Origin of the sequence: Aeromonas sp. INTO2 (genome assembly GCF_049860605.1) — a bacterium.
GTDB classification, from domain to species: domain Bacteria; phylum Pseudomonadota; class Gammaproteobacteria; order Enterobacterales; family Aeromonadaceae; genus Aeromonas; species Aeromonas caviae.
In genome coordinates this window covers 2898607-2923095 of record NZ_CP187588.1, presented here as the reverse complement: position 1 = coordinate 2923095, position 24489 = coordinate 2898607, and the positions used below count along the sequence as shown (strand labels likewise).

At 63.9% G+C, this 24489-nt stretch carries 18 protein-coding genes; 7 read left to right on the top strand and 11 right to left on the bottom strand.

Features of this window, described 5'->3' with window-relative positions:
* The first annotated feature begins 469 nt into the window (after window positions 1-469).
* Complete coding sequence (locus ACPW74_RS13710) at window positions 470-1342, top strand: hypothetical protein (RefSeq protein ID WP_319892712.1); 873 nt, start codon at window positions 470-472, stop codon at window positions 1340-1342.
* Window positions 1343-1718: 376 nt separating this feature from the next.
* Window positions 1719-2120: a hypothetical protein gene (locus tag ACPW74_RS13705; protein WP_234887600.1), complete on the top strand. Its 402-nt coding sequence runs from the start codon at window positions 1719-1721 to the stop codon at window positions 2118-2120.
* A 111-nt stretch (window positions 2121-2231) separates the two neighbouring features.
* On the opposite strand, the gene ACPW74_RS13700 is transcribed toward ACPW74_RS13705, so the two are convergent.
* The gene (locus tag ACPW74_RS13700) at window positions 2232-3356 is read right to left on the bottom strand and encodes an anhydro-N-acetylmuramic acid kinase (RefSeq protein ID WP_319892710.1); all 1125 of its coding nucleotides are present in this window, start codon (window positions 3354-3356) and stop codon (window positions 2232-2234) included.
* 243 nt (window positions 3357-3599) lie between these two features.
* Window positions 3600-4910: a peptidoglycan DD-metalloendopeptidase family protein gene (locus ACPW74_RS13695; protein ID WP_200164641.1), complete on the bottom strand. Its 1311-nt coding sequence runs from the start codon at window positions 4908-4910 to the stop codon at window positions 3600-3602.
* Between the two features lie 114 nt (window positions 4911-5024).
* Between ACPW74_RS13695 and tyrS the strand changes: the two genes are divergently transcribed.
* Window positions 5025-6224 carry a tyrosine--tRNA ligase gene (gene tyrS, locus ACPW74_RS13690; protein WP_160838986.1) on the top strand — a complete coding sequence of 400 codons (1200 nt, stop codon included), beginning with the start codon at window positions 5025-5027 and terminating at the stop codon, window positions 6222-6224.
* Window positions 6225-6305: 81 nt separating this feature from the next.
* On the opposite strand, the gene ygjK is transcribed toward tyrS, so the two are convergent.
* The 4 genes from ygjK to ACPW74_RS13670 all read right to left on the bottom strand — a co-directional run bounded on the left by ygjK (window position 6306) and on the right by ACPW74_RS13670 (window position 11762).
* A complete protein-coding gene (gene ygjK / locus ACPW74_RS13685) occupies window positions 6306-8786 on the bottom strand; it encodes an alpha-glucosidase (RefSeq protein WP_425858211.1) in 2481 nt (826 codons plus the stop codon).
* A 184-nt stretch (window positions 8787-8970) separates the two neighbouring features.
* The gene (locus ACPW74_RS13680) at window positions 8971-9783 is read right to left on the bottom strand and encodes a helix-turn-helix transcriptional regulator (protein ID WP_319892705.1); all 813 of its coding nucleotides are present in this window, start codon (window positions 9781-9783) and stop codon (window positions 8971-8973) included.
* Window positions 9784-9794: 11 nt separating this feature from the next.
* Window positions 9795-10328 (bottom strand): YbhB/YbcL family Raf kinase inhibitor-like protein, encoded by a 534-nt coding sequence (locus tag ACPW74_RS13675; RefSeq protein ID WP_041212601.1) that lies wholly within the window; start codon window positions 10326-10328, stop codon window positions 9795-9797.
* Window positions 10329-10505: 177 nt separating this feature from the next.
* On the bottom strand, window positions 10506-11762 hold the full coding sequence (locus ACPW74_RS13670) for an adenylosuccinate synthetase (RefSeq protein ID WP_042880306.1): 1257 nt from the start codon (window positions 11760-11762) through the stop codon (window positions 10506-10508).
* 190 nt (window positions 11763-11952) lie between these two features.
* Between ACPW74_RS13670 and ACPW74_RS13665 the strand changes: the two genes are divergently transcribed.
* The gene (locus ACPW74_RS13665; RefSeq protein WP_043155908.1) at window positions 11953-12855 is read left to right on the top strand and encodes a LysR family transcriptional regulator; all 903 of its coding nucleotides are present in this window, start codon (window positions 11953-11955) and stop codon (window positions 12853-12855) included.
* A 63-nt stretch (window positions 12856-12918) separates the two neighbouring features.
* Here the strand turns inward: ACPW74_RS13665 and ACPW74_RS13660 are convergent, their stop codons facing one another.
* Entirely contained in the window at window positions 12919-14274 is a 1356-nt protein-coding gene (locus tag ACPW74_RS13660) for a TAXI family TRAP transporter solute-binding subunit (RefSeq protein WP_319892702.1), read from the bottom strand.
* A 148-nt stretch (window positions 14275-14422) separates the two neighbouring features.
* On the bottom strand, window positions 14423-15562 hold the full coding sequence (locus ACPW74_RS13655; protein WP_010673889.1) for a MalY/PatB family protein: 1140 nt from the start codon (window positions 15560-15562) through the stop codon (window positions 14423-14425).
* A 164-nt stretch (window positions 15563-15726) separates the two neighbouring features.
* Here ACPW74_RS13655 and ACPW74_RS13650 point away from each other — a divergent pair, with 164 nt between their 5' ends.
* Window positions 15727-16899: an MFS transporter gene (locus ACPW74_RS13650; protein ID WP_069652864.1), complete on the top strand. Its 1173-nt coding sequence runs from the start codon at window positions 15727-15729 to the stop codon at window positions 16897-16899.
* 71 nt (window positions 16900-16970) lie between these two features.
* On the opposite strand, the gene ACPW74_RS13645 is transcribed toward ACPW74_RS13650, so the two are convergent.
* Complete coding sequence (locus ACPW74_RS13645; RefSeq protein ID WP_042015608.1) at window positions 16971-17855, bottom strand: LysR family transcriptional regulator; 885 nt, start codon at window positions 17853-17855, stop codon at window positions 16971-16973.
* An 89-nt stretch (window positions 17856-17944) separates the two neighbouring features.
* Window positions 17945-18700 carry a YciK family oxidoreductase gene (locus ACPW74_RS13640; protein WP_039040520.1) on the bottom strand — a complete coding sequence of 252 codons (756 nt, stop codon included), beginning with the start codon at window positions 18698-18700 and terminating at the stop codon, window positions 17945-17947.
* Between the two features lie 224 nt (window positions 18701-18924).
* Between ACPW74_RS13640 and sohB the strand changes: the two genes are divergently transcribed.
* Window positions 18925-19932 (top strand): protease SohB, encoded by a 1008-nt coding sequence (gene sohB / locus ACPW74_RS13635; RefSeq protein WP_039040521.1) that lies wholly within the window; start codon window positions 18925-18927, stop codon window positions 19930-19932.
* Window positions 19933-20096: 164 nt separating this feature from the next.
* On the opposite strand, the gene astB is transcribed toward sohB, so the two are convergent.
* Complete coding sequence (astB, locus tag ACPW74_RS13630; protein WP_182935399.1) at window positions 20097-21434, bottom strand: N-succinylarginine dihydrolase; 1338 nt, start codon at window positions 21432-21434, stop codon at window positions 20097-20099.
* A 360-nt stretch (window positions 21435-21794) separates the two neighbouring features.
* On the opposite strand from astB, the gene topA reads away from it, so the two are divergent.
* The gene (gene topA, locus ACPW74_RS13625) at window positions 21795-24416 is read left to right on the top strand and encodes a type I DNA topoisomerase (RefSeq protein ID WP_104452510.1); all 2622 of its coding nucleotides are present in this window, start codon (window positions 21795-21797) and stop codon (window positions 24414-24416) included.
* Window positions 24417-24489 lie beyond the last annotated feature (73 nt).

Below are 24489 nucleotides of genomic sequence, written 5' to 3'. Positions count from 1 at the left end.
GAGAGGGCGCTTTTTAGCCCCTGCTGCGGAGGCTGACATGGGCGGGTCGCCACACCGCCTATGCCATATCTTTTCAGCGGCGCGAACACAGCCCGCCAGCAGGGCTCATAAGCAAGGGGAGGGGGCCTTCCCCTTGCCAGCCCCGACTTGCCGCCCCCCGATGCATATCACTCCTGTCATGACCCTCCCTGTGAGGGGGCCCCGGAGTCCGCCCTGCTTTGCCGCCCTGACGTATCCCGCACTCCTTGCGATGCAGCCGGCTCATCTTCCCCGCACCACCCTTATTTGTGCTTTTTGTCATCAACTGCCGTTATTGCGACCTGGGTCGGGGTTTGGGTGGATTATTAACTGTATGATTAATAATGAAATCAGGGACCCTGCCGACGAGCAGCACGGATCGGCACTCATCTGCCCGGGAGTGGCACATGCGATCGCATCGCGATCCCCGTCATCTGACTTCGGAGGTTTTATGCTTGGATTCATTCTGGGTGACATGTACAGCCGCACCAGCGGGTTTCGGCCACCCCCCCGCCTAGGCAAGCACTTCCCCCTCGCCCCCGACTATCAACTGCGCGGTCGCACCGGTGCCGCCATCCTGACCATGGAGACCCTGCTCGATACCCCCTATCCCCAGAAGAAGTTCAGGGCCCTGATCTATGGCGCCTTTATCGAGCGCCAGCGTCGCCTCTTTGCCGAGCAGGTGGTCATTGGCCGGATGGAGGAGGGCCAGGACCTGGCGATCGCCATCGATCTTGCCTTTATCAGCACGGCGGTGCCCATCGGTCTGCTCGCCATCTCGGAGGAGATCGCGCTGCTGACCACCCCCCGTCCCACCCAGACCCATCCCCATCAGGCGGCCTTGAGCCAGGCGCTCGACTGTACCGCCATGCTGATGTTCTATGCCAAGGTCATTCGCCAGCGCAATGCGGTGCTTGAGCACATCGACCACCAGTTCGGCTACAGGCCACAGGCCGGGTTGGTGGCCAGGGTGGGCCACGGCGGGGAAGATGACTATGCCGCCTTCATGGTCAATGTGATGACCTGCATCGCCCATTCGGGCTCCTTCAAGGAGGCGCTGGAGAATGGCGTCAGGATGGGCATGCACGAGCCCGCTTTCTTCTGTATCGTCGGCGCCCTGGCCTCGACCCTGTGGGGAGTCCCCAAACCCTGGGCCCATGAGATCTCCCGTTTCATCCAGCGCCAGCACCCCCACTATCTCCAGATCCTGCTGCGGGGCGAAGCCAGGGTGGGCCGCAGACAGATCAACCTGGAGCCTCCCAAACCGCCGCTCTGTGCACCGGTCAAGCGCCAGGTAAACCGTTTCCTGAAGTGGGCCTACTAGGGCCATGGGAGTGCTCTCGAGGTGCGGGCCCATGGTGCCATCCCATCGGCCCGCCCCTGCTGATGGTCATCACGGGGCTGTTATCTCACTGACCCCTGCTCCCCGGCTACCTTGCCCATGAGAGGATGGTCAGGAAAGCCAACGGCTGCACGGGGGACAAGGGTCGGGCAGAAGGTGATCCACCTCGCCTTTTGATGTGAACGTCTTTTGATGTTTGGCGCCATACGATACCATGCGCAGCGTGTGTTCCTGTTGGGGGTAGGCGTCGCCCATCGCCCCCGTGGCTGGCTGCTGGTCCGTCATGATCACGGGATGCACAATCCGGGGCCGCCACGGCAACCCCTTATCGCCATAGCCAACAGGACGGAGTATCAGGATGGCCATTGCCATTGAACAGTCGGACAACACACTGAGGGTGAACAAGGATCGCTACGATCTGGGCCGCATCGTCGGCGTGCAGGTAAAAGCACTCGGCTGGATGGATAGGCTCAAGAAGACCTTGTTGCTGGGGGTGGTCACCTCCAGTGTGCTCTTTTACTTCACCCCTTCCTACGAGCAGGCGGGCAACTGGCTCATCGTGCTCTTCCTGCCCCTGGTGGGGTTTCTGTCTGGCGCCCTGATGGGGCTGCTCTCCAGCGCGAAATATGAGTTTTGCATCGAATTTTCCCACGCCGACGAGACGGGCGTGCAGTGGATCACCGCCGCCAGGAGTCGGCATGTCACCGATTATGAGACTTTCAAGGCGCAGGCGGCCAGGTTGAAAGAGCGGCTCGGGTAGGGAGCACAGAGTGACGGGTCTGCGCCATCTGGCGCCAGGCATAACAACAAGCCCGATCAGGTGCACCTGTTCGGGCTTGTTCCATTAGGGGGAGGGCGCTCGGGAAGCGGCTCAGGCGGGATAGAGGGCGCCCAGCACCGCCGGGCGGCTCGCCCCGGTCACCACAGGCAGGTTGCCTGGCTTTCGCTGGATAAAGCGTTGTGCCAGCCAGGCAAAGGCGGCCCCTTCCACCCAGTCCGGTGCAAGGCCGAGCTGGGCGGTGCTGGTCAGATGCCAGTCGGGCAGCAGGGCAGCAAGCTCCGCCAGCAGCGGGGCGTTGTGGGCGCCGCCGCCGCAGACAAACAGCTCGGGCCGGGTTGGCGCATCACGGTGGGCGGGCAACTGGCGGGCGATGCTGTGGCAGGTGAGGGATTGCAGGGTACGCTGCACATCTGCGGGGGCGTATGCGCTGCCGTCCAGCTCGCCGTCGAGCCAGTCGAGGGTGAACATCTCACGCCCCGTGCTCTTGGGGGCGGGGGCGGCGAAGTAGGGGTGAGCCAGCAACTGCTCCAGCAGCGCAGGAACAAGCCTGCCGCTGGCGGCCCACTGGCCACCGGCATCATAGCTGCCACCGTGGGGCTGGTGGCGGCGATACCAGCCGTCGAGCAGGGTGTTGGCGGGGCCGGTATCGAAGCCATATACCCCTGAACCCGCCCCCCCGTCGGCCTGGCCGGGCAGCACCGAGATATTGGCAATGCCGCCGAGGTTCAGCACCACTCTAAGGGCGTCGGGGCGGGCAAAGAGCGCCTGATGGAAGGCGGGCACCAGGGGGGCCCCTTGACCGCCGAGGGCCATGTCCATGGTGCGAAAATCGGCCACCACGTCGATGCCGGTCAGGGCCGCCAGCAGGGCCGCGTTGCCGATCTGCAGGGTAAAGCCGAGGGCAGGGCGGTGGCGTATGGTCTGGCCGTGACTGCCGATGGCGCGAATCTCCTTGGGAGTCAGCGCCGCCTTGGCGAGCAGGGCCTGGGTGGCGGCGGCAAATTCGCGGGCCACCAGGTTGTCGGCGACCCCCATGCGGTCGATTTCGTTCTCCCCCGGGGTGCAAAGCTCATGCAGGGTGCGAGCCGTATCGGCAGGCCAGGGATGGCAGAGGGCCGCCTCGACCCGCAGTGCATCCCCCTCGATCTGCACCAGCACGGCGTCGATACCGTCCATGCTGGTACCGGACATCAAGCCTATATAGCGTTCCGTCATGACAACCCCCTTTCAATGATGCAGGGGAACGGTTCGATGCCATGCCCCGCTCTGGTACCGGGCATCCAGCCTATATAGCGCTCAGTCATGACAACCCCCTTTCAATGATGCAGAGGAACGGTTCGATACCGTGTTCCGCCTTGGTCCCCGACATCAATCGGATATATGGCCCGCTCATGACATCACCTCTTCAGTGGTGCAGAGGAACGGTCTGATACCGTGTTCCACCTTGGTCGACAGCGCTCAGCTGTCGTCGCCGTTGCCCTTGTTTCTGGCCAGTTGCAGCTCGGGGCTGTCCAGCTTGGCCAGCTGGGGCATGGCCTGGGCCTTGAAGCTGGCCAGCGCCCGCCCGCTCAGAGACTCCGCCTGGGGCAGGTTGAGGGTGCGCGGGTTCTTGTGCACGCCGCCCACCACGAATTCATAGTGCAGGTGCGGGCCTGTGACCCGGCCAGTGCCGCCGAGCAGGCCGATGGTCTGCCCCTGCTTGACTCGCTGCCCCTTGTTGACGGTGCGCTTGGAGAGGTGCAGGTACTTGGTCACGTAGTTGCCCGCGTGCTTGATGAAGACGTAGTTGCCGTTGAACTGGTTGTAGCCGGCGGCCACCACGCTGCCGCCGCCCGCCGCCATGATGGGGGTCCCCACCGGCGCCACGTAGTCGATACCGTTGTGGGGACGCACCTTGCCGGTAACCGGGTGAAGGCGGCGCGGATTGAAGTTGGAGCTGATGTATTTGAAGTTGACCGGCGCGCGCAGGAAGCTTTTGCGCATCGCCTTGCCGTCCGGGGTGTAGTAGTTGCCATCCTCATTCAGCACGGCGCGGTAGATGGCCCCCTGGTTGACGAACTCGGCGGCCAGGATGTCGCCGGAGGCAACCCGCTCGTCATCCTGATATTTGTCCTGGTAGACCACCCGGAAGCTGTCCCCCGGTTGCAGGTCCTGGGCAAAGTCGATGTCCCAGCCGAAGATGGCGGCGAGATCCATGATCTGGTCTTCCGTCATGCCCGCTTCGACGGCGGCGCCCCAGAAGCTGGAGCGGATCTCCCCCTGGGCCACCTGTTCGCGGGTGTCGAGCTCGATCTTCACCGGCCTGGCCACGAAGCCGTCATCCCGGCGGTTCACCTTGAGCGCCTGCTCCAGGCTGTGGGGGTAGTAGAGGCTGTGCAGCTCGCCGCCCTTGGTGAGCTTGAAGGTGAGCTCCTGACCGGGCTTGAGCAGGCGCAGGGTATCCGTGCCCTCGAGCTGGTCGATGAGGTGCAGATCCGTGGTGCTGAGGCCGAGGCGCTGGAAGATGACCCCCATGTTGTCGCCGCTTCGCACCTTCACCTGTCTGGTGACATAGCGCGGTTTGGGCGGGGTGACGGGCTCGGCCCGTGCCAGCTGCGCCTCCTCGTCGACCTGCTGCTCGACGGCCAGTTCGTTGTCGTTGTCATCGACCCGGGTGGCGACTGCCTGTTCGCTCGGCCAGGCCGCCAGCATCATCACCATGATGCTCAGGATAAGCACCATCTTGCGGTGCCAGTGAGGGAGAGAGTTGAAGGCGTGCCAAAGGACCATGAGAAGCAGACAAAGTTGAACCCGGAAGAAGGTCGGAGTTTACCGCCTTTCCAATTGGCCCGCCATTCCAGTAATATGTCTGGCCCTGTGGAATCGTGATTGGAGAGTCAAAAAATGTCCCAGCTCGAGGTGGCGCTAGCCGAGATCAAGCGCGGAGCGGAAGAAATTCTGGTTGAAGAAGAACTGATCGCCAAGTTGAAGGAAGGGCGCCCGCTGCGCATCAAGCTGGGGATGGACCCGACCGCGCCGGACATCCACCTGGGTCATACCGTGATCCTCAACAAGCTGAAGACCTTCCAGGATCTGGGCCATGAAGTGATCCTGCTGATCGGTGACTTCACCGCCATGGTGGGTGACCCCTCCGGCAAGAACGCCACCCGTCCGCCGCTCTCCGAAGAGGCCATCAAGCACAACGCCCTCACCTATGCCGAGCAGGCGTTCAAGATCCTCGACCCGGCCAAGACCCGCATCGAGTACAACTCCACCTGGCTGAGTGAGCTGGGCGCGACCGGCATGATCAAGCTGGCGGCCAAGCAGACCGTGGCCCGCATGATGGAGCGCGACGACTTCAAGAAGCGCTACAGCAACGGCCAGTCCATCGCCATTCACGAATTCCTCTATCCGCTGCTGCAAGGCTATGACTCGGTCGCGCTGAAGGCGGACGTCGAGCTCGGCGGTACCGATCAGAAGTTCAACCTGCTGATGGGTCGCGAGCTGCAAAAAGATGCCGGCATGGCGACCCAGTGCGTGCTGATGATGCCGCTGCTGGTAGGCCTGGACGGTGTCAAGAAGATGTCCAAGTCCGCTGCCAACTACATCGGCGTGCACGATGCCCCGGGGGAGATGTTCGGCAAGATCATGTCCATCACCGACGATCTGATGTGGAACTACTACGAGCTGCTCTCCTTCCGTCCGCTCGCCGAGATTGAAGAGTTCAAGGCAGGCATTGCTGCCGGCACCCTTAACCCACGCGACGTGAAGATCTGGCTGGCCAAGGAGATCATCGCCCGTTATCACGACGAGGCGGCGGCCGAAGCGGCCCACGAAGACTTCACCCAGCGCTTCTCCAAGAACGCCATTCCGGACGACATGCCGGAAGTCGAGCTGGCACTGGAAGGGGAAGGGCTGGCCATCGCCAACCTGCTCAAAGACGCCGATCTGGTGGCCACCACCTCCGAAGCGCTGCGGATGATCAAGCAGGGCGCGGTCAAGGTTGATGGCGAGAAGCTGGACGATGGCAAGGCCCTCATCGGTGTCGGTACCGCCGTCTACCAGGTTGGCAAGCGCAAGTTTGCCCGGGTGACCGTGAAGTAAGTCGCCACCTCTGGCGCTGCCATAAGAAAGGCCTCCCTTGCGGAGGCCTTTTTGTTGGGTCATTGACCGGGTTGGTTGGGATCAACCCTCGGTTTTCAGGAAGTTGCGATAGAGCATGTAGAGGTGGGCCGAGCTCCAGCTGAAGTTGCTGGCCCCCTGCATGGCGCCGGTCTCCGGGTTGTAGTTCTCGCGGATGGGGCCGCTGCCCGCCAGCCCCTCGGCGTTGGCAAACAGCTTGTTGACGAACTGTTGGGCATCGCTGCGATAGCCGTAGTTCTCCAGCCCCTTCACCCCGAAGTAGAACTGATCCAGCCAGACCCGACCGCGCCAGTAGATGTCGGGGTCATAGGCCGGGTTGGTCAGTGCCGCCGTGCCGAGCGGCACCCTGGTGTTGAACTCCTGGGCATTGAGCATCACCTCGCGCACCCGCGCCGCCTTCTCCTTGTCCGCTACCTCGGCCCAGAGCGGGCTCCACCCTTCCGGGCCACGGCCGCGGGCGGTCAACAGCTTGCCGACGCAGCCGTTGGCGTCGGGCAGATCCCCCTGGGCTATCTGGCGGTCGTAATAGAAGCCGGAGGCCTCATCGAACAGGCAGCTGTTGATGTAATCGGCCAGCTGGGTCGCCCCTTCGCGGTAGCGGCTCGCCTCGTCCGGCTTGCCGAGGAGCTCGGCCATGTCGGCCAGGATGCGTTTCTCCTTGGCGAGGAAGGCGTTGAGCTCCACCGACTCCTGATCGATGGAGAAGCCGATGAGGCTGCCATCGTCCTGATGGTTTTCAAAGAAGAAGACGTTCCAGTCCTGGCGCGCCCTGGCCATGTCGCCGCCATAGGTCTTGTCGGCATAGCGCTTGAGCTGCTCCGGTTCGATAAAGCCGAAGCGGGCGGCGTTGTCCATGCCGGACTCCCAGCCGGCACCGTGCTGGGCGCCGATATCCATGTCGGTGTAGCCGCCAACGCTCAATACCTGCTGATAGAGCGCCATGCCGGCGCAGCCATACCAGCCATCTCCCTCATTGGTACAGCTCGACAGATCCAGCCCGACCGGTGCCCCCGTCGGGTACTGCACCTTGAAGGTGATGTTGCCGAACTCGTCGTTGTGCTCGACGTGACGGGTGGCGCCATATTCGATGATGCCGTTGCGGTTGTTGTCCCGCGCCCGGTACCACCAGTCGTGATAGGCCTGGATCTTCGGGTACATCTCGGCGATGAAGGCCTTGTCCTGGGTGGCGCTGTAGATCTCCCAGATGGCCCAGGCGGAGAGGGGCGGCTTGGTGTCGCGCTCGTTCCAGTTGCCGCCGTCGCCACCGCGATCGGCGAGCTTGTTGTAGAAGACGGCGTCGATCACCATGCCGGCATCCTGCGGCCGAACCGGGTCATCGGCCTGGATCTGGTAGTCATACATGGCGCGCACGTTGTTCTTGGCCACCTCGGGGTTGAAGTGGGCCATGGCGTAGGCGTGCTTCCAGCTGTCCCAGGCCCAGACCCCGTCGAACCAGCGGGCGGTGTTGGAGGGGGTGACCCCGTCGTGCAGGATGGCACCGGCCGGCGAGCGCCAGTTGCCGTTGAGGGTCTCCATCGCCTTGACCGCGATGCGCCGCTCCGACTCCGGGATCCCCTGATTGGAGAGGCCGCGCGCCAGGTAATCCTCCCAGCGGCGGATGGAGTCGTCGAAATGGCTGGCGGGGTCGGCCAGCAGCGCCTGGCGGCTTCGCTCGAAGCGACTCGCGTCAGCACTGCTGTGGACATAGCTCTGCAGGGTGTAGATATCCTGCTGGCCCTTGGCGGCCAGGGTGAGGCTGGCCTCGCTCACGTAGCCGAGCCCCTGCTCGTCGAGGGTGGTGCGACTGGGCAGGGTGCGATCGATGCGGTAGCTGGCGCTGCCGCTTTGCATGATGTTCCAGGTGCTGCGCAGTTTGCCGAACTGGAATGCCACGCCACGCTCGGTCTGGCTGATGGTGCGGGTCCAGGCGGGGTACTGCTCGGCGACCGTCTTGTTGGCATCCCACTGGTTGAGCAGCTCCCCCTGCCAGTTGAGCTTGAGGGTGAGGGGGGCATCAGTGTGGTTGATGAGGCGGGTACGAACCAGCGCAGTGCGGGCATCGCCGTAGCGCAGCTCCAGCTCCAGGGTGAAGGGGTCGAAATCGAAGCGCTGCACCAGCGCTCCCGGGATGGCGTACAGCGCCTGTTTGCTGGCGCTGGTGAGGGGGAAGGCGCGGCCGCTCTCGTCGCTCAGGGTCAGCTTGTCCAATTCCCTTGCGAAGAACAGGCTGTACTCCTCGGCGATGACCATGGGGCCGGTAAAGCCGCCCCACTCGCTGTCGCTGGCTGGCAGCAGGAAGCCGTGCCAGGCGCCGAGATCGAGCAGCGGGTTGTATTTGAGGTTGGCGTAGCTGTCAAAGTCACGGAACTGGAGCGGGGTGCCGCTGCGGTCGATCACGTTCTGATACTGGTTCGCCAGGGTGGCGCTGGGGGCGGCCGGGCTGCTGGAGTCATTGCCGTTGCAGGCAGTGAGGCCGAACAGGGCGACGCTCAGGGTGATGGAAAGTAAATTTTTACGAAACATCTCTCGCTCCAATGACAGTTTTTGTAGGTTAAGGAAGGTGTTTTTTAGTGATTATTTTAGTGAAAGCGTTTGCGAGAGCCATTATAGGGCGATTATGACGGGATTATTGGCGCTGTGTCACAGTGCAGGAGGGGCGAGTGTGAGCCGGATCACCCGGTTACACGAGGTTACATAGCTTTGTGTTTTAGTAATTATTTACTTTTGTGGTGGCAGTCAGTGAGAGAGAGGAGGGGCAGGTACGCAGGTATTGGTGGGGGGTCAGGCCGAACTCCTCCTTGAAGCGCGCGGCAAAGCGGCCGGGGGAGTCGTAGCCACAGGCGAGGGCGGTCTGAAGCGGCGTGAGCCCCTGTTGCAGCAGGGTGAGGGCGTGCCCCAGGCGTACCTGGGTCAGCACCTGGCGAAAGCTGCGCCCCTCGGCGGCCAGTTTGCGGACCAGAGAGGCGCGGCTCATGGCGAAGTGGGTCGCTACCGTCTCCAGCCGGTGATCAAGACTAGGCTCCACGCTGAGGTAACGGGCCAGCCGTTCCCCCAGGGTCATGGTGGTGGCAGGAAAGAGCAGGCCAAGGCCCCCCGCTTCCCTGAGCTCGCCATAAAACCCTTGCAGCAGCTGGGTCTGGGCCGTCTCGCAGAGCTGCCGCTGCGCCATGGTGGTGACGAGATCGAAGCAGAAGGCGAGGGCCGACGTCACCCTGATGGCCGGTGGCTTGAGGAGATCGAGGGTGCTCTCTGCCAGCCACTCGGCCGGTGGCGGGGCCAGCAGGGTGAGCGCCTGGGAGCGAAACGAGCCCTGCTCCGGCTGGTTGACGAAGGTGAGCCGGTGACCCGCCGGGATCAGCAGCCAGCTCTCCTTGTCAAAGGAGAGGCGCTGCTCCCGCCACCACAGCTGCTTGCGGCCCTGCTGCACCCAGATGAGGGTCGGCGCGTAGATGAGCACCCGGCGCAGGGGCTGCTGGCGGATCCCGAAGTAATGATTCAGTTGCAGCAGGGGCGTGCTCATCGGGCGGGCTCCTAGGGGGTGGTGAAGGTGGCGGTCAGGGTGGCCTTGCCAAGGGCCAGGCTGTTGAGCATGTAGCCTACCATGGCGGGCGGGGTGTTGGCCTTCACCTCCAGCGCCTTGGGCAGGGCCCAGACGGTGAACTGGTAGCGGTGCATGCCGTGACCGGCGGGCGGGCAGGGGCCGCCATAACCCTGGGTACCGTAGTCGGTGCCAAGCTCCAGCCCCTGCTTGAGCTTGCCGGAGGCATTGCTCGGCAGCTCGCTCTGGCTGGCCGGCAGGTTCACCACCAGCCAGTGCCACCAGCCGCTGCCGGTGGGGGCGTCCGGGTCATAGGCGGTGATGGCGACGCTCTGGGTGCCGGCGGGCAGGCTCTGCCAGCTCAACTGGGGGGAGCGGTTCTCGCCGCTGCAACCAAAGCCGTTGAAGCTGAAGACCTTGTCCATGGGTTCACCCTCGCGGATGTCGGTACTCTTGAGGGTCATGGCGCCGGCGGGCAGAGCCGCGAGGCAGAACAGGGGCAGCAGCGGGATAATGGGGGATCTCATGATGGGCACTCCTTTGTGTGAATATGGCATTCACTCTAAGGGGGCTGGCTCAAAACAGAGTGCCCGTATGGCTCAAATTATGCCAGTAAAGCGGATTTTGTGAGCTGTTCGGGGCTTTTGAGGGGCATAAAAAAACCGGCATCCTGGGATGCCGGTTTTTGGGAGAGGCGAGGGGCCTTAGCGCAGGATCATCTCGTCACGGCCCGGGCCGACTGAGACCATGGGCACCGGCACGCCCAGCAGGGCTTCGATGCGCAGCACATAGTCCTGGGCAGCCTTGGGCAGCTCGGCGAAGGTGCGGCAGGCGCTGATGTCTTCGCTCCAGCTCTCCATCTTCTCGTAGACGGGGGTGAGGGCGGCGGTCTGCGGCCAGATCGGGTTCTCGGTGTGGGCACCTTCGTAGGCCACGCAGATCTTCAGATCCGGCAGACCGGTCAGGCAGTCCAGCTTGGTCAGGGCCACTTCGGTGGCAGCCTGCAGCTCGACGCCGTTCTTGGTGGCGACGGCATCGAAGTAACCCACGTCACGGGGACGGCCGGTGGTGGCGCCGAACTCGTTGGTGATCTTGCGGAACTCGTCCTGGTTCTCCATGGCGGTCAGCAGGGTGCCGGTACCGACGGAGGAGCTGAATGCCTTGGCCACGGCGATGACGCGCTCCGGGCGCAGGCCCGGCAGACCGCCACCGATGCCGGCGTAGGCGCCGGAAACGTGGGAGGAGGTGACCCAGGGGTATTCGCCGTAGATGAGATCACGGCCGGCACCCAGCTGGGCTTCGAACAGCAGGGTCTTGCCTTCGGCTTGCAGCGCCTTGAGGGGCATGCTGACGTTGCAGACGGCGTCCAGCCAGGGAGCGGACACTTCCAGCAGCCAGTCGGCCATCTCCTGGGCGGTCTGGGTGAATTCGAAGTCCGGATAGAGAGCCTTCATCTGCGGCAGTTTCCAGTCCAGCATGAACTGGATGCGCTCGACCAGCACGTCCGGCTGTTTCAGCCAGCCCACCAGGATCGCCTTTTTCATGACCCGATCACCGTAAGCAGGGGCGATGCCCTGACGGGTGGAGCCGTAGGCGCCGTCACCCAGGCGTTGCTCTTCCAGGGTGTCTTCCAGCGCGTGCAGCGGCAGGCAGAGGGTGGCACGGTCAGAGATGGCGAGCTTGGGAATGACGCCGGAGGCCTTGACCTCTTCCAGCTCGACGGTGAGCTTCTCGGGGCTGATCACCATGCCGGGGCCCAGCACGACCAGGCAATCCGGGTTGAAGACGCCGCTCGGCACCTGGTGCAGCTTGAAGGTGCCCAGATCGTTGACCACGGTGTGGCCGGCGTTGTTGCCGCCCTGGAAACGAATACTGGCGCCAGCCTGGCCTGCCAGATAATCGACGATGCGGCCTTTGCCTTCATCACCCCAGTTAGCACCTACGACTACGATAGACGACATGACTCTTTCTCCTAAGACGTTAGGCGTCCATCCTAGGAGCCCCGTGAGGATTAGAAAAATTAATTATCTTTATAATTCCGATAAGGAAGCCATATAATTCCGGTGCCATTATCGACACCGCGCTCCCTTGCGTGGTGCCCGTGCCCTGGCGGCGCTGGCCCTGCCATCGACCCGGGAGAAGAGGAACCCAATGCTGGACATTCACTGGCTGCACACCTTCGTCACCCTGGCCCGGTTGCAGCACTTCGGCCAGACGGCCACCGAACTGCACATGACGCAACCCAATGTGAGCCTGCACCTCAAGAACCTGGAGCAGGCGACCCGGGTCAAGCTGGTGGAGCGCAGCCCGTTTCGCCTGACCCAGGCGGGGGAGCGGCTGCTGCAAAGCGCCGAGCGCGCCATCAACGAGCTGCAACTCTGCCAGTCCGATCTCAATGCCCTGAGCCAGTTGAGCCAGGGGACGCTCGCCATCGCCGCCAGCGACATCATCTCGCGCCTGCTGCTGATCCAGCCGTTCCAGCGCTTCAAGCAGGCCTTCCCCGGCATCGACCTCACCCTGTTCAACACCACCTCGGATCAGGCGGCGGATCTGGTGCGGGCGGGCAAGGCGGATCTGGGCTTCGTGATGGCACAAAAGCGCAGCGAGCCGCTCTTCTACACCGAGTTGCAGCAGGTGACCTGGTGTGCCCTGGGGCACGGCCTGGCCCGCTGGCAGGCGCGGGCCAGCTCGGGGGAGAGCGATCCTCTGGACGAGCCGACCCTGATCCTGCTGGGGCACGACACCCGGACCCGGGCATTGATCGACCCCTCCCTGCCCCTGCTCGGCCTGCCGAGCTGCCGCATCATGGAGGTGGGGAGCGTGGATGCCCAGCTCGACTGGGCCGAGGCGGGCTTTGGCGTCGCCATCGTGCCGGATTTCTCCCTTCACCCCAGGCTCAAGCTGACCGCCCCGGTGACCCGGCTCACCGATTTTCCCGGTACCAGCCTGGGGTACGTGGTGCGCCAGAACCAGGTGCTGTCGCGGGCCATCAAGCAGCTGCTGCACTGGGTGGAGGAGGAGATCCAGAATCCGGCGCTGCTGCAGGCGCCGTGACAGGCCAGGCGCCCGTTCCCCATAACCAAGAGGCCACCCCTGGGGTGGCCTCTTGGTTGGTGTTCATTGCCCGGCGGGGGCTGTAGTCTCCACCGCATGGTTGGGCGGGCTGGCCGGCATGGCCTGCGGTGATGGCGCCTCCAGCGGCGTTGCCGCCGAGGCGGGCGCCTCAGGCGGGGTCAGGGGATGGCCTGGCGCCAGGGTTGCGCTGCCCGGTGTGGGCGGCTCGGTCAGGGCCGGGGCCTGGTTGGTGGAGGCCGCCCCCGAACTGGTTGAGAGGGTCGCGGCGGCCGGCTGCTCCGGCAAGGTGTCGGACCCCTCCAGTGGCGCGGTGCCTTCCAGGGGGTCTGTCCCATCGGTCGGTGTGGCCGCGCTGCTCGCCGGGGGCAAGGTTGGCAGGGCACCCGAGGTCGCCCCGGCACCGGATGCCGTGAGGGTGTCCGCCGGGAGGGTGGGCACGGCATCCAGCATGCCGGGATGGAGCAGGGCGATGCTACCCGCCTGCATGCCTTCCCAGGTGAGGGTGGTCAGTGCCGGATGCAGCCGGGTGAACTGCTTGAGCCGCTCGTTCAGCACGTCCCGCAGGGTGTGCACCTCGCTCTCGGGCAGACTGGCCAGCGCCACCAGTTCGGCGGTGACGGCGAAGGTATTGACGCCGCTTGTCTGCCCCGGATAGAGGTTGGCGCCAATGCGGCTGCAATCATAGTAGGGGTGCTGCTTGAGCAGCTTGTCCACCTGTTCCCCCTCGATGGGAATGAGGCGGGCCTGACAGCGGCCGGTGAGATCGCCGATGGCCTGATTGGGGTGACCGGCGACCACGAAGGCGGCATCCAGGGTGCCGTCACAGAGCCCCTCCAGCCGGTTGCCCGCGGAGATCACGGGCGGGCGGCTGAAGTCGGCGATCCGCCACCCCATGGCATCGAGCAGGGCCCGGCTGGTGACCCTGTCCCCGGAGTTGGGGGCGCCGACATCGACCCGCTTGCCCTTGATGTCGGCCAGGGTGGTGATGTTGCTGGTGGCGCTGGCAATCAGGGTCAGGGACTCCTTGTGGAGCCGCAAGAGGCTGCGCAGCTGATCGTCCGGGGCCTGGCCCGCGAAGGGGCCGCTGCCGTGCACCGCATGGTAGAGCACATCCGACTGCATCAGGGCGAGCTGTACCTCTCCCTTGGCGAGCGCCGCCAGATTGGCGATGGAGCCCGAGGTACTCTGCACCGTGCAGTGCAGGCCGTGGCGGGCACTCTCCTCGTTGAGCAGGCGGCAGATGGCCCCCCCTGTGGGGTAGTAGACGCCGTTGAGGGCTCCCGTACCGATGGTGACATAGGCGGGGGAGGCGAAGAGGGAGGGCGCCAGCACGGCCGCAAGCCAGGGCAGGGCGGTACGTGGCAGACGCAACAGGGCAGAGAAGGCGAATGGGCGCATAGTGGACCGAAACCGTGGCTGAACATAAGGAGGAGGCGGGCTCATCCGGTGATGAGCCTCATCTTATCCGTATCAGACGGGAAGCTGAACGGATTTTACCGCTTTTGCGCACACCGGGCGGCCTGGGGCCGCCGCCCGGGACGGTTCGCTAGCGGGTCTGGAGAATGGCTTTCTCCATGCGGGCCAGGGCCTCGGTGAGACGGGCCCGGGTGCAGCCAAAGTTGAGCCGCACGAACTGGCCGTTGCCGAACTGGGCACCGGGGGAGAGACCCACGCCCGCCTGTTCGAAGAAGGCGACGGGATCGTCCAGGCCCAGGGCGCTCATGTCGATCCAGGCGAGGTAGGTGGCCTGGTTGCGGGCCAGCTTGACGCCGGGCCAGCGGGCCACGGCCTGCTCGATCAGGGCCAGGTTGCCGGCCAGGTAGTCGAGCTGTTCATTCAGCCACTGCTCGCCCCCCTCATAGGCCGCCTCGGCCGCCACGAACCCCAGCAGATTGACGTCGGCGCTGATGCCGCGCATCGCCTGTTGCAGCTTGAGTCGCAGGCGGGCATTGGGGATCACGGCGAAGGAGCAGCACAGCCCCGCGATGTTGAAGGTCTTGCTCGGCGCCATCATGACGGCGGAGCGTTCGGCCGCCTCCGGGCTCAGGGCACCATAGGGGATGTGGCGGGCATCTTTGTCCAGCAGCAGGTCGCAGTGGATTTCGTCGGAGCAGATCACCAGGTTGTGGCGCTCGGCGATGGCGTCGATGGCCAGCAGCTCTTCCCGGGTGAAGACGGTGCCACCCGGGTTGTGGGGGTTGCACAGCAGCAGCAGATCCGCCGAGGGGGCCTGACGCTCAAGCTCTTCGAGATCCAGCACCCAGCGGCCTTCTTCCTCCACCACGGGGACGGTGAGCAGGGGGCGGTCATTGAAGCCCGGTGCCTGCAGGAAGGGGTAGTAGACCGGCTTGGGGGTGATGATGCCGCGCCCGTGCTGGCTCCAGGCCTTGCAGGCGAGATTGAGGCCCGGCACCACCCCGGGCAGGAAGACGAGCCATTCGGGCTGGATGGTCCAGCCATAGCGGCTGGCCAGACGCGATACGATCAGTTCGATGAGCCGGGGAGAGGGGCGCGAATAGCCGAAGATGCCGTGGGCGACCCGTTTGGTGAGGGCCTCCAGTACGGCGGGGGGAGAGACGAAGTCGGTGTCTGCGACCCACATGGGCAGGACATCCTGACCCTTGTATTTGTCCCATTTCAGGCTCATGGTACCGCTGCGATCTATTTCCCGGTCAAAATCAAACATGTTAAATCCTTGTACTGGCGCTGGATGGGCTTCCAATGTACGGACTTGGACGCCCCCCCGCAACCCTTGAGGTGGCTGTTGATAATGACATAAAATAGCCGCCGCCATACGCCAAGCCCGCCCGCATCTGGCTCCTTTTTTTCTTCCATATCAATGGTATCTCTATGAGTTTGCTGTCTGTTGCCCGCAAGAGGCCGGATCCCGTCTCTCTCTCGTTTCTCGCCGTGACCTTCATGACCGGGGTGGCGGTGGCGCTGCAGGTGCCGACCTTGAGCCTGTTTCTGGCCGAGGAGGTGCAGGTGCGCCCCTTCCTGGTGGGGCTCTTCTACACGGTGAACGCGGTGATCGGCATCCTCATCAGCCAGTGGCTCGGCCACCGCTCCGACAACAAGGGGGATCGCAAGCAGCTGATCCTGCGCTGCTGCTTTGCCGGCATCGTGCTCTCCCTGCTGTTTGCCTGGAACCGGCAGTACTGGTTGCTGGTGAGCCTGGGGGTGCTGCTGGCGAGCCTGACCGCCACCGCCAGCCCGCAGCTGTTCGCCCTGGCGCGGGAATACGCCGACAGCCGCAACAAACAGGCCGACATGTTCAGCTCGGTGCTGCGGGCCCAGTTCTCCCTGGCCTGGGTGATAGGGCCGCCCATCGCCTTCGCGCTCGCCATCGGCTACGGCTTCAAGGTGATGTATCTGGCCTCGGCGCTGGCCTATGTCATCTGCGCCTTCGTGGTGTGGCGCTGGCTTCCCTCCCTGCCGCTGCCGGTGATGGACAGCGAGGTGGAGCGGGTGAGCAGCTGGCGGGATCCGTCGGTGCGGGCGCTCTTCATCGCCTCCACCCTGATGTGGACCTGCAACAGCATGTACCTCATCAACATGCCCCTCTACATCACCCGCGAGCTGGGGCTGGAGGAAAAACTGGCCGGTTTGCTGATGGGCACGGCGGCGGCCCTGGAGATCCCCTTCATGCTGCTGGCGGGCTACTACACCCGGCGCTTTGGCAAGCGGCCCATGATGCTGCTGGCGGTGCTGGCCGGGGTCGGTTTCTATGGCGGTCTCGTGACCCTGTCGAGCCAGCATGCCCTCATTGCGCTGCAACTGCTCAATGCCATCTTCATCGGCATCGTGGCCGGCATCGGCATGTCCTATTTCCAGGACTTGATGCCGGGGCGCGCCGGGGTGGCGACCACGCTCTTTTCCAACAGCATCCGCACCGGTTCCATCATGGCGGGGGCCATCGCGGGGACGGTGGCGGAGCTCTGGAGCTTCCACGGGGTCTTCATGGTGGCGGCGGCCCTGGCGCTGATGGCGCTGGCCGCCTGTTGGCGGGTCCCCAACGTATAGGGGATGCAAAAGGGAGCCGATGCCCGGCTGTGCCGGCACCAGTGCCCCGGTCGTGCGGGGAAGAAGCGGCCTTACCTGGGGTTGTCTCCCTGGTATTCGATGCGCAGGCAGCGCAGCAACAGCTCGGCCGCCGGCCCCAGCGCCTCCACCGAGGGGGTGAGCAGGTAGGTGTAGAGATAGCGTTCGTTGCCGCCGGTGAGATCGAGCTGCACCAGCGAGCCCTCGGCGAGCTCCTCCTGCACCAGGTGGCGGGGCACCCAGGCGTAACCCATGCCAAGGCGCACCATGTTGAGCACCTCATGATAGTGGGTCGCCTTCCAGCCGGTGTCGTCCGCATCGTTCCAGTCCACCGAGCGGTGGATGGGGGGATGCAGGCTTATCTGGTTGTGGCTGGCCAGCACCTCGGCGGTGATGGGCTCTCCCTGCTCCGCAAGGGGGTGGCCCGCTGCGCACAGAGGAAGCAGACAGACTTCGTCCAGCGGCAGGCCGGTGCGATCCTGGGGCAGGTGCTCGGAGAGCATCAGATCTCCCGCCTGCAGCGCATTGAAGTGGCAGTGGATCCGCTCGTGCAGGTTGATGCGGCAACCGCGGCTGCGGGGATAGAAGTGGGCCAGCGCCCGGTAGAGGCGCTCCCGCGGCTGGACCACGGACACATAGAGGTTGATCTGCGGCTCCCACTGCCGCTCCAGGTTGTTGGCCAGGTTCTCCAGCTCTTCCACCTGCTGGCTGAGCTGGCGCGCCCGCTTGAGGAAGATCTCCCCCGCCGGCGTCAGCACCGCCTTGCGCCCCCGCACCTCCAGCAGGGCCACCCCCAGACTCTGTTGCAGCTTGGCAACCGCATGATTGAGGGAGGATTGGCTCTTGTTCAGCGCCTCGGCAGCCTGGGCATAACCGCCGCAGTCCACCACCGCCTGAAAGATCCGCCATTGCTCAAACGTGCTCTTGGGACGAAACATAGTGCAACCTGTCTGGGGCCGATGGGATTCAACAGGGCGCGCCTTGGCACCCCCTCTTCACTGTAATCCCATCCGGTTGATTTGTTGATTTATTTGGGCTGGGCCACGAAGGTCTTGCCGCTCTGGCCCTGACTGTCACGCCCCATCAGGTAGAGATAGAGGGGCATCAGATCGGCCGGGGTCTTGAGGGTTTGCGGATCTTCCGCCGGGAAGGCGCTGGCCCGCATCCTGGTGCGGGTGCCGCCCGGGTTGAGGGTGTTGACCCGCACCCTGGTGTTCTCCAGCTCGTCCGCCAGCACCTCCATCATGCCTTCGACGGCGAACTTGGAAATGGCATAGGTGCCCCAGTAGGCGCGCCCCTTGCGGCCCACGCTGGAGGAGGTGTAGACGATGGACGCCTCGCCGTGCTCCTTGGCGGTCTGGCGAATAAGGGGCAGCAGCGCCTGGGTCAGCAGGAATTCGGATTTGACGTTGACCTGCATCACCTCGTCCCACTCCTGCTCCTGAATGTGTTCGAACGGCGACAGGGTGCCGAGCAGCCCGGCGTTGAACAGCACGCCGTCGAGGCGGCCGAACTGCTGAGCGAAGGTCTCCGCCATGCCGCGGTAGTGGGCGGCAGTAGCCCCTTTCAAGTCCACCGGCACGATGGCGGGCAGGGGGTGACCGGCCGCTTCAATCTGGTCGTAGACCGCCTCCAGCTTGGCACTGGTACGCCCGAGCAGGATCACGGTGGCGCCGTGGGCCGCATAGGTGAGGGCCGCTTCGCGGCCGATGCCGTCACCGGCACCCGTCACCAGAATGACCTTGTCCTTGAGCAGATCACGGGGGGCCTGATAGTCGAGCATGTGGACTCCTGTTAACAATGCCTGGCGGCTTGGCGCAACGAATCGAGTGGGCAAGTGTACTGACCCGGCCCGGCAGTTGACCAGTATGAGACGGCAACAATGTGAATAAAACAGGGCGATAGCGTCGATCCCTCCGTCCTTGGCACGGGAGATGGCAGAGTTTTTGCGCGAGGGGGGCAAACTCCTTACTATGTGAAAAAACCGGACATAGCGCGGAGCATCAAGTGGCATTTTTGACCGAATACGGCCTGTTTCTGGCCAAGACCCTCACCTTCCTGCTGGCCATCGGCGCCGTCATCCTGATGGTGGCGAGCAGCCGCCAGCCCAAATCCCGCAAGGGGGAGCTGGTGGTGACCGATCTCTCCGGCGAGCTGGAGCAGGGGCGCCATCAACTGCAGGCAGCCCTGGCGGGCAAGGCCGAGCGCAAGCAGATGGAGAAGACCCGCAAGGCCGAGCACAAGGCCAAAGCCAAGGGAGAGGATGAGCGCAGCCGGCTGTTCGTCATCGACTTCAACGGCAGCATGGATGCCAAGGAAGTGGCCTCCCTGCGGGAAGAGGTGAGTGCCGTGATAGGCGTGGCCCGGCCCGGGGACGAGGTGCTGCTGCGCCTCGAATCCGGCGGCGGCGTGGTGCATGGCTACGGCCTGGCCGCCTCCCAGTTGCAGCGGCTGCGGGACAAGGACATCACGCTGACCGTGGCCATCGACAAGGTGGCGGCGAGCGGTGGCTACATGATGGCCTGCGTCGCGGACAAGATCCTGGCGGCGCCGTTCGCCATCGTCGGCTCCATCGGGGTGATTGCCCAGATGCCGAACTTCAACAAGCTGCTCAAGAAGCACGACATCGAATTCGAGATGCACACCGCAGGTCAGTACAAGCGCACCATCACCATGTTCGGCGAGAACGACGATCTGGGGCGGGAGAAGTTTCGCGAGGAGCTGGGGGCCATCCACGAGCAGTTCAAGGCCTTCGTGGCCGAGCACAGACCCGGTCTCGACATCGACAAGGTGACCACCGGCGAGCATTGGCTGGCGAGCCAGGCCAAGCAGCTCGGTCTGGTGGATGCGCTTTGCACCAGCGATGACTACCTGCTGGCTCAGGCCAGCCATCACAAGGTGGTCGGCATCCGCTACAGCAAACCCAGGAGCCTGACCCAGAAGCTTGGCAAGCAGGCGGCACTGGGGCTGGAGGCCGGCCTTGGCCGGCTGTGGCAGCAGAGCCCCTGGCGCTGAGGCGTCTTGTTGAATGAAAAAAGAGAGCCGGGCATTGCCCGGCTTTTTGATGGCTTTGTGGCGGCTTGGCACCTGTCTACGAGCTGTCGCGAGAAGCCGTCAGCAAGATAAAGAGCAGTGCAGGAGTCTTGAACGCGACCTGGCAGTCAGATCGTGACAGATTCTCAGCGCTGGAAGGGGTAGACGGAACCCAGTTTCAGGATCTGGGTCAGCTCGTCCAGGGCGGTGCGGGTCTCCAGCACCAGGGACGGGTCGCGCAGATCGTCCAGCGCCAGGCTGTCGCGATAGTGCTTCTCGACCCACTGATCCAGGCGGGCAAACTGGTTGTCGGTGATGAGGCAGGCCGGGTTGACCGCGGCGAGCTCGGTGTCGTTCATGGCAACCCGCAGGCGCAGACAGGCGGGGCCGCCGCCGTTTCTCATGCTCTGCTTCACGTCCATGTAGTGGACGTCCTTGATGGGGGTGCCCTGGGTCACCAGCCTGGCCAGATAGGCGGACACAGCCGGGTTGTCGCGGCATTCGGTGGGGGCGATGATCGCCATCTCGCCGGATGGCAGGGTGAGGATCTGGGTGTTGAACAGGTAGGATTTCACCGCATCCTGCACCGACACTTCGCTGGTCGGCACCTCGATGAAGTGCAGTTCCCCGTCGCCGAACTTGGTACGCACCTCGGCCAGCGCCGCCTCGGTATGGAGGAACGCCTGCTGGTGGAAGAAGAGCACGTTCTGGTTGCCCACCGCGATGACATCGTTGTGGAACACCCCCTGATCGATCACGTCCGGGTTCTGCTGAATGAAGACCGCGCTCTCATCCCCCAGGCCATGCAGGCGGGCGATGGCCTGGCTCGCTTCCAGGGTCTGGCGGGCCGGATAGCGTTTGGGGGCGGGCTGGGAGACGTCGAAGGCGCTGCGGCCATAGACGAACAGCTCGACCCCTGCTTCGCCATAGGCGCGGCACAGCCGGGTGTGGTTGGCGGCGCCTTCGTCACCGAAGTGGTCGTTCTCCGGCAGATGTTGGTGGTGATAGAAGTGGCGATCGTTGTTGAACACGGCCCGCAGGATGCGCCCGGTCACCTCGGGCTCCAGGGAGCGGTGGAACTTGTTGGTCAGGTTGGCGGGGGTGAAATGGATGCGGCCATCCTGGGTGTCGGCGCTCGGGGAGACGGTGGCGGCGTTGGCTGTCCACATGCTGGAGGCCGAATAGCAGGCGGCCAGCACGGCGGGAGCCTGTCTGGCGGCCTGGGCCAGGACGCTGGCGTCGTTGCCGGTGAAGCCCAGGCGGCGCAGGGTCGCGAGATCCGGTCTCTCCTGAGGAGCCAGCACGCCCTGCACCATGCCGAGGTCGGTCAGCGCCTTCATCTTGCGCAGCCCCTGCTTGGCCGCTTCCTTGGGGTTGGAGGCCTCTTTGGCGTTGCTCTGGGAGGCGACGTTGCCATAGGAGAGGCCGGCATAGTTGTGGGTGGGGCCGACCAGGCCGTCGAAGTTGACCTCGAAGTGCTTCATGATCACATCCTTTCGATTTTTATATGGGGAGCGGTTCCTTCCGCGCACAAAGCTGCGGTGTGCGGCCATTATAAAGAGATTTCATCCTTTGTAACAAGCTGATAACCAGAATGGGTTTTTATGTCACAAGGGTGGCTGGATATGTCATTTCCAATCTAAAAAAGGGGGGGATATAGCATAAAAACAAAAAAGCGGTTGCTTCCCGCGCCCCGGCTTCGCATTAATAAATAAAGAAGCAGGGCGGTTCGGGCTGTCGGGCAAATTGACCCGCAAGATTGCTTTTTCCCGTCAAATCTCTTATACAGCCCCACAAAACCGCACGCCAACCCCGTCGGGTGCAATGAGGATAATAGTTACAGCATGGGCAAATCACTGGTCATCGTGGAGTCTCCGGCCAAGGCCAAGACCATCAACAAATATTTGGGCAAGGACTACGTGGTGAAATCCAGCGTAGGCCACGTGCGCGATCTGCCGACCAGCGGCAGCGCCAGCACCGAGCCCAAAAAACCTGTCATTCGCGGCATCAAGCTCAGCGAATCCGAGAAGGCGGCCAAGGATCGCAACGCCCTGTTCTCAAGGATGGGCATCAACCCGACCGCAGGCTGGCAGGCCAACTACCAGATTTTGCCCGGCAAGGAAAAAGTGGTCAGCGAGTTGCAAAGTCTGGCCGCCAAGGCTGACACCATCTATCTCGCAACCGACTTGGATAGAGAGGGGGAAGCGATCGCCTGGCACCTGCGCGAGATCATCGGTGGCGACGACAGCCGCTACAAGCGCGTGGTGTTCAACGAGATCACCAAGAGCGCCATCCAGGAGGCGTTCGCCCAGCCGTCCGAGCTGAACATTCATCGCGTCAACGCCCAGCAGGCCCGTCGTTTCCTCGACAGGGTGGTGGGCTACATGGTCTCCCCGCTCTTGTGGAAGAAGCTGGCCCGCGGCCTCTCCGCCGGTCGGGTGCAATCCGTCGCGGTGCGCCTCATCGTCGACAAGGAGCGGGAGATCAAGGCGTTCGTGCCGGTGGAGTTCTGGGATCTCAACGCCGACCTGCTCACCGCCGAGAAGAGCGAGCTGCGCATGGAGGTGGTCAGCCGCAACGGAGCCGACTTCAAGCCGGTGACCCAGGCCGAGACCTTCGCCGCCGTGGCGGCCCTGGAAGGGGTCGACTACAAGGTGGTCAACCGTGAAGACAAGCCGACCGGCTCCAAGCCGTCCGCTCCCTTCATCACCTCCACCCTGCAGCAGGCGGCTTCTACCCGTCTGAGCTTCGGGGTCAAGAAGACCATGATGATGGCCCAGCGTCTCTATGAAGCGGGTTACATCACCTATATGCGTACCGACTCCACCAACCTCAGCAAAGAGGCGGTGGACGCGGTGCGGGAATACATCGGCGAGCAGTATGGCGCAGCCTACCTGCCGAGCGATCCGAACCTCTACGGCGCCAAGGCCAATGCCCAGGAGGCCCACGAGGCGATCCGCCCCTCCAGCGTCCAGGTGACTGCCGAGATGCTGGAAGGGATGGAGCCCGATGCCATGCGGCTCTATGACCTCATCTGGCGCCAATTTGTCGCCTGCCAGATGACCCCGGCCCAGTACGACTCCTCCACCCTGACCGTCAAGGCAGGGGAGTTCGAGCTCAAGGCGCGCGGTCGCACCCTGCGCTTCGCCGGCTGGACCAAGGCCCTGCCGCCCATGGGCCGCAAGGGTGAAGACAGCCAGCTGCCGGCGGTGACCGTCGGCGAGGTGCTGAAACTGGTCAAGCTGGATCCGCGCCAGCACTTCACCAAGCCGCCCGCCCGCTTCACCGAAGCGGCCCTGGTACGCGAGCTGGAAAAGCGCGGCATCGGCCGTCCGTCCACTTACGCCTCCATCATCTCCACCATCGTCGACCGTGGGTATGTGCGGGTCGAGAGCCGCCGCTTCTTCGCCGAGAAGATGGGGGAGATCGTCACCGACCGCCTGGTGGAAAACTTCGTCGAGCTGATGAACTACGAGTTCACCGCCAAGATGGAAGACAAGCTCGACGGCATTGCCGAGGGGAGCCTGGAGTGGAAGAAGGTGCTCGACGCCTTCTACGCGGAGTTCACCCAGGCGCTGGAGCAGGCCGACAAGCCCCATGAAGAGGGAGGCATGCGTGCCAACCAGATGGTGCTGACCGACATCGACTGCCCGGATTGTGGCCGCAAGATGGGTATCCGTACCGCCACCACCGGCGTCTTCCTCGGCTGCTCCGGCTATGCCCTGCCGCCCAAGGAGCGCTGCAAGAAGACCATCAACCTGGTCAGTGCGGACGAGTTCGTCTCCGCCACCGACGGGGACGAGGCGGAAACCGATGCCCTGCGTGCCAAGCATCGCTGCGGGATCTGCGGCACCGCCATGGACGCCTACATCATCGACGACAGCCGCAAGCTGCACGTCTGCGGTCGCAACCCGGATTGCGATGGCTACGAGGTGGAGCAGGGGCAGTTCAAGCTCAAGGGCTACGAAGGGCCGAGCATCGAGTGCGATCGCTGCGGCTCCGAGATGCAGCTCAAGAACGGCCGTTTCGGCAAATACATGGGTTGCACCAACGAGAGCTGCAAGAACACCCGCAAGATCCTGAAAAATGGCGACATTGCGCCGCCGAAAGAGGATCCGGTACCCCTGCCCGAGCTGAAATGCACCCAGTCCGACGCCCACTTCGTGCTGCGGGACGGCGCCGCCGGCCTCTTCCTGGCCGCCAGCAACTTCCCCAAATCCCGCGAGACCCGTGCGCCCCTGGTGGAGGAGCTCAAGCGCTTCCGCGATCGCCTCTCCCCCAAGCACCAGTACCTGGCGGACGCCCCGGCGTCAGATCCTGACGGAAACGCCTCCGTGGTGCGCTTCAGCCGCAAGACCAAGGAGCAGTACGTGATGACCGAGGTCAACGGCAAGGCGACCGGCTGGACAGCCCATTACGACAACGGAAAATGGCAGGAGAGCCTGCCCAAGGCGAAGAAAGCCTGATGGCGACGCCGCTCACAGCATGATGAAAGAGGCCCCTTGCGAGGGGCTTCTTTGTTGGTGGATGGCGATATAC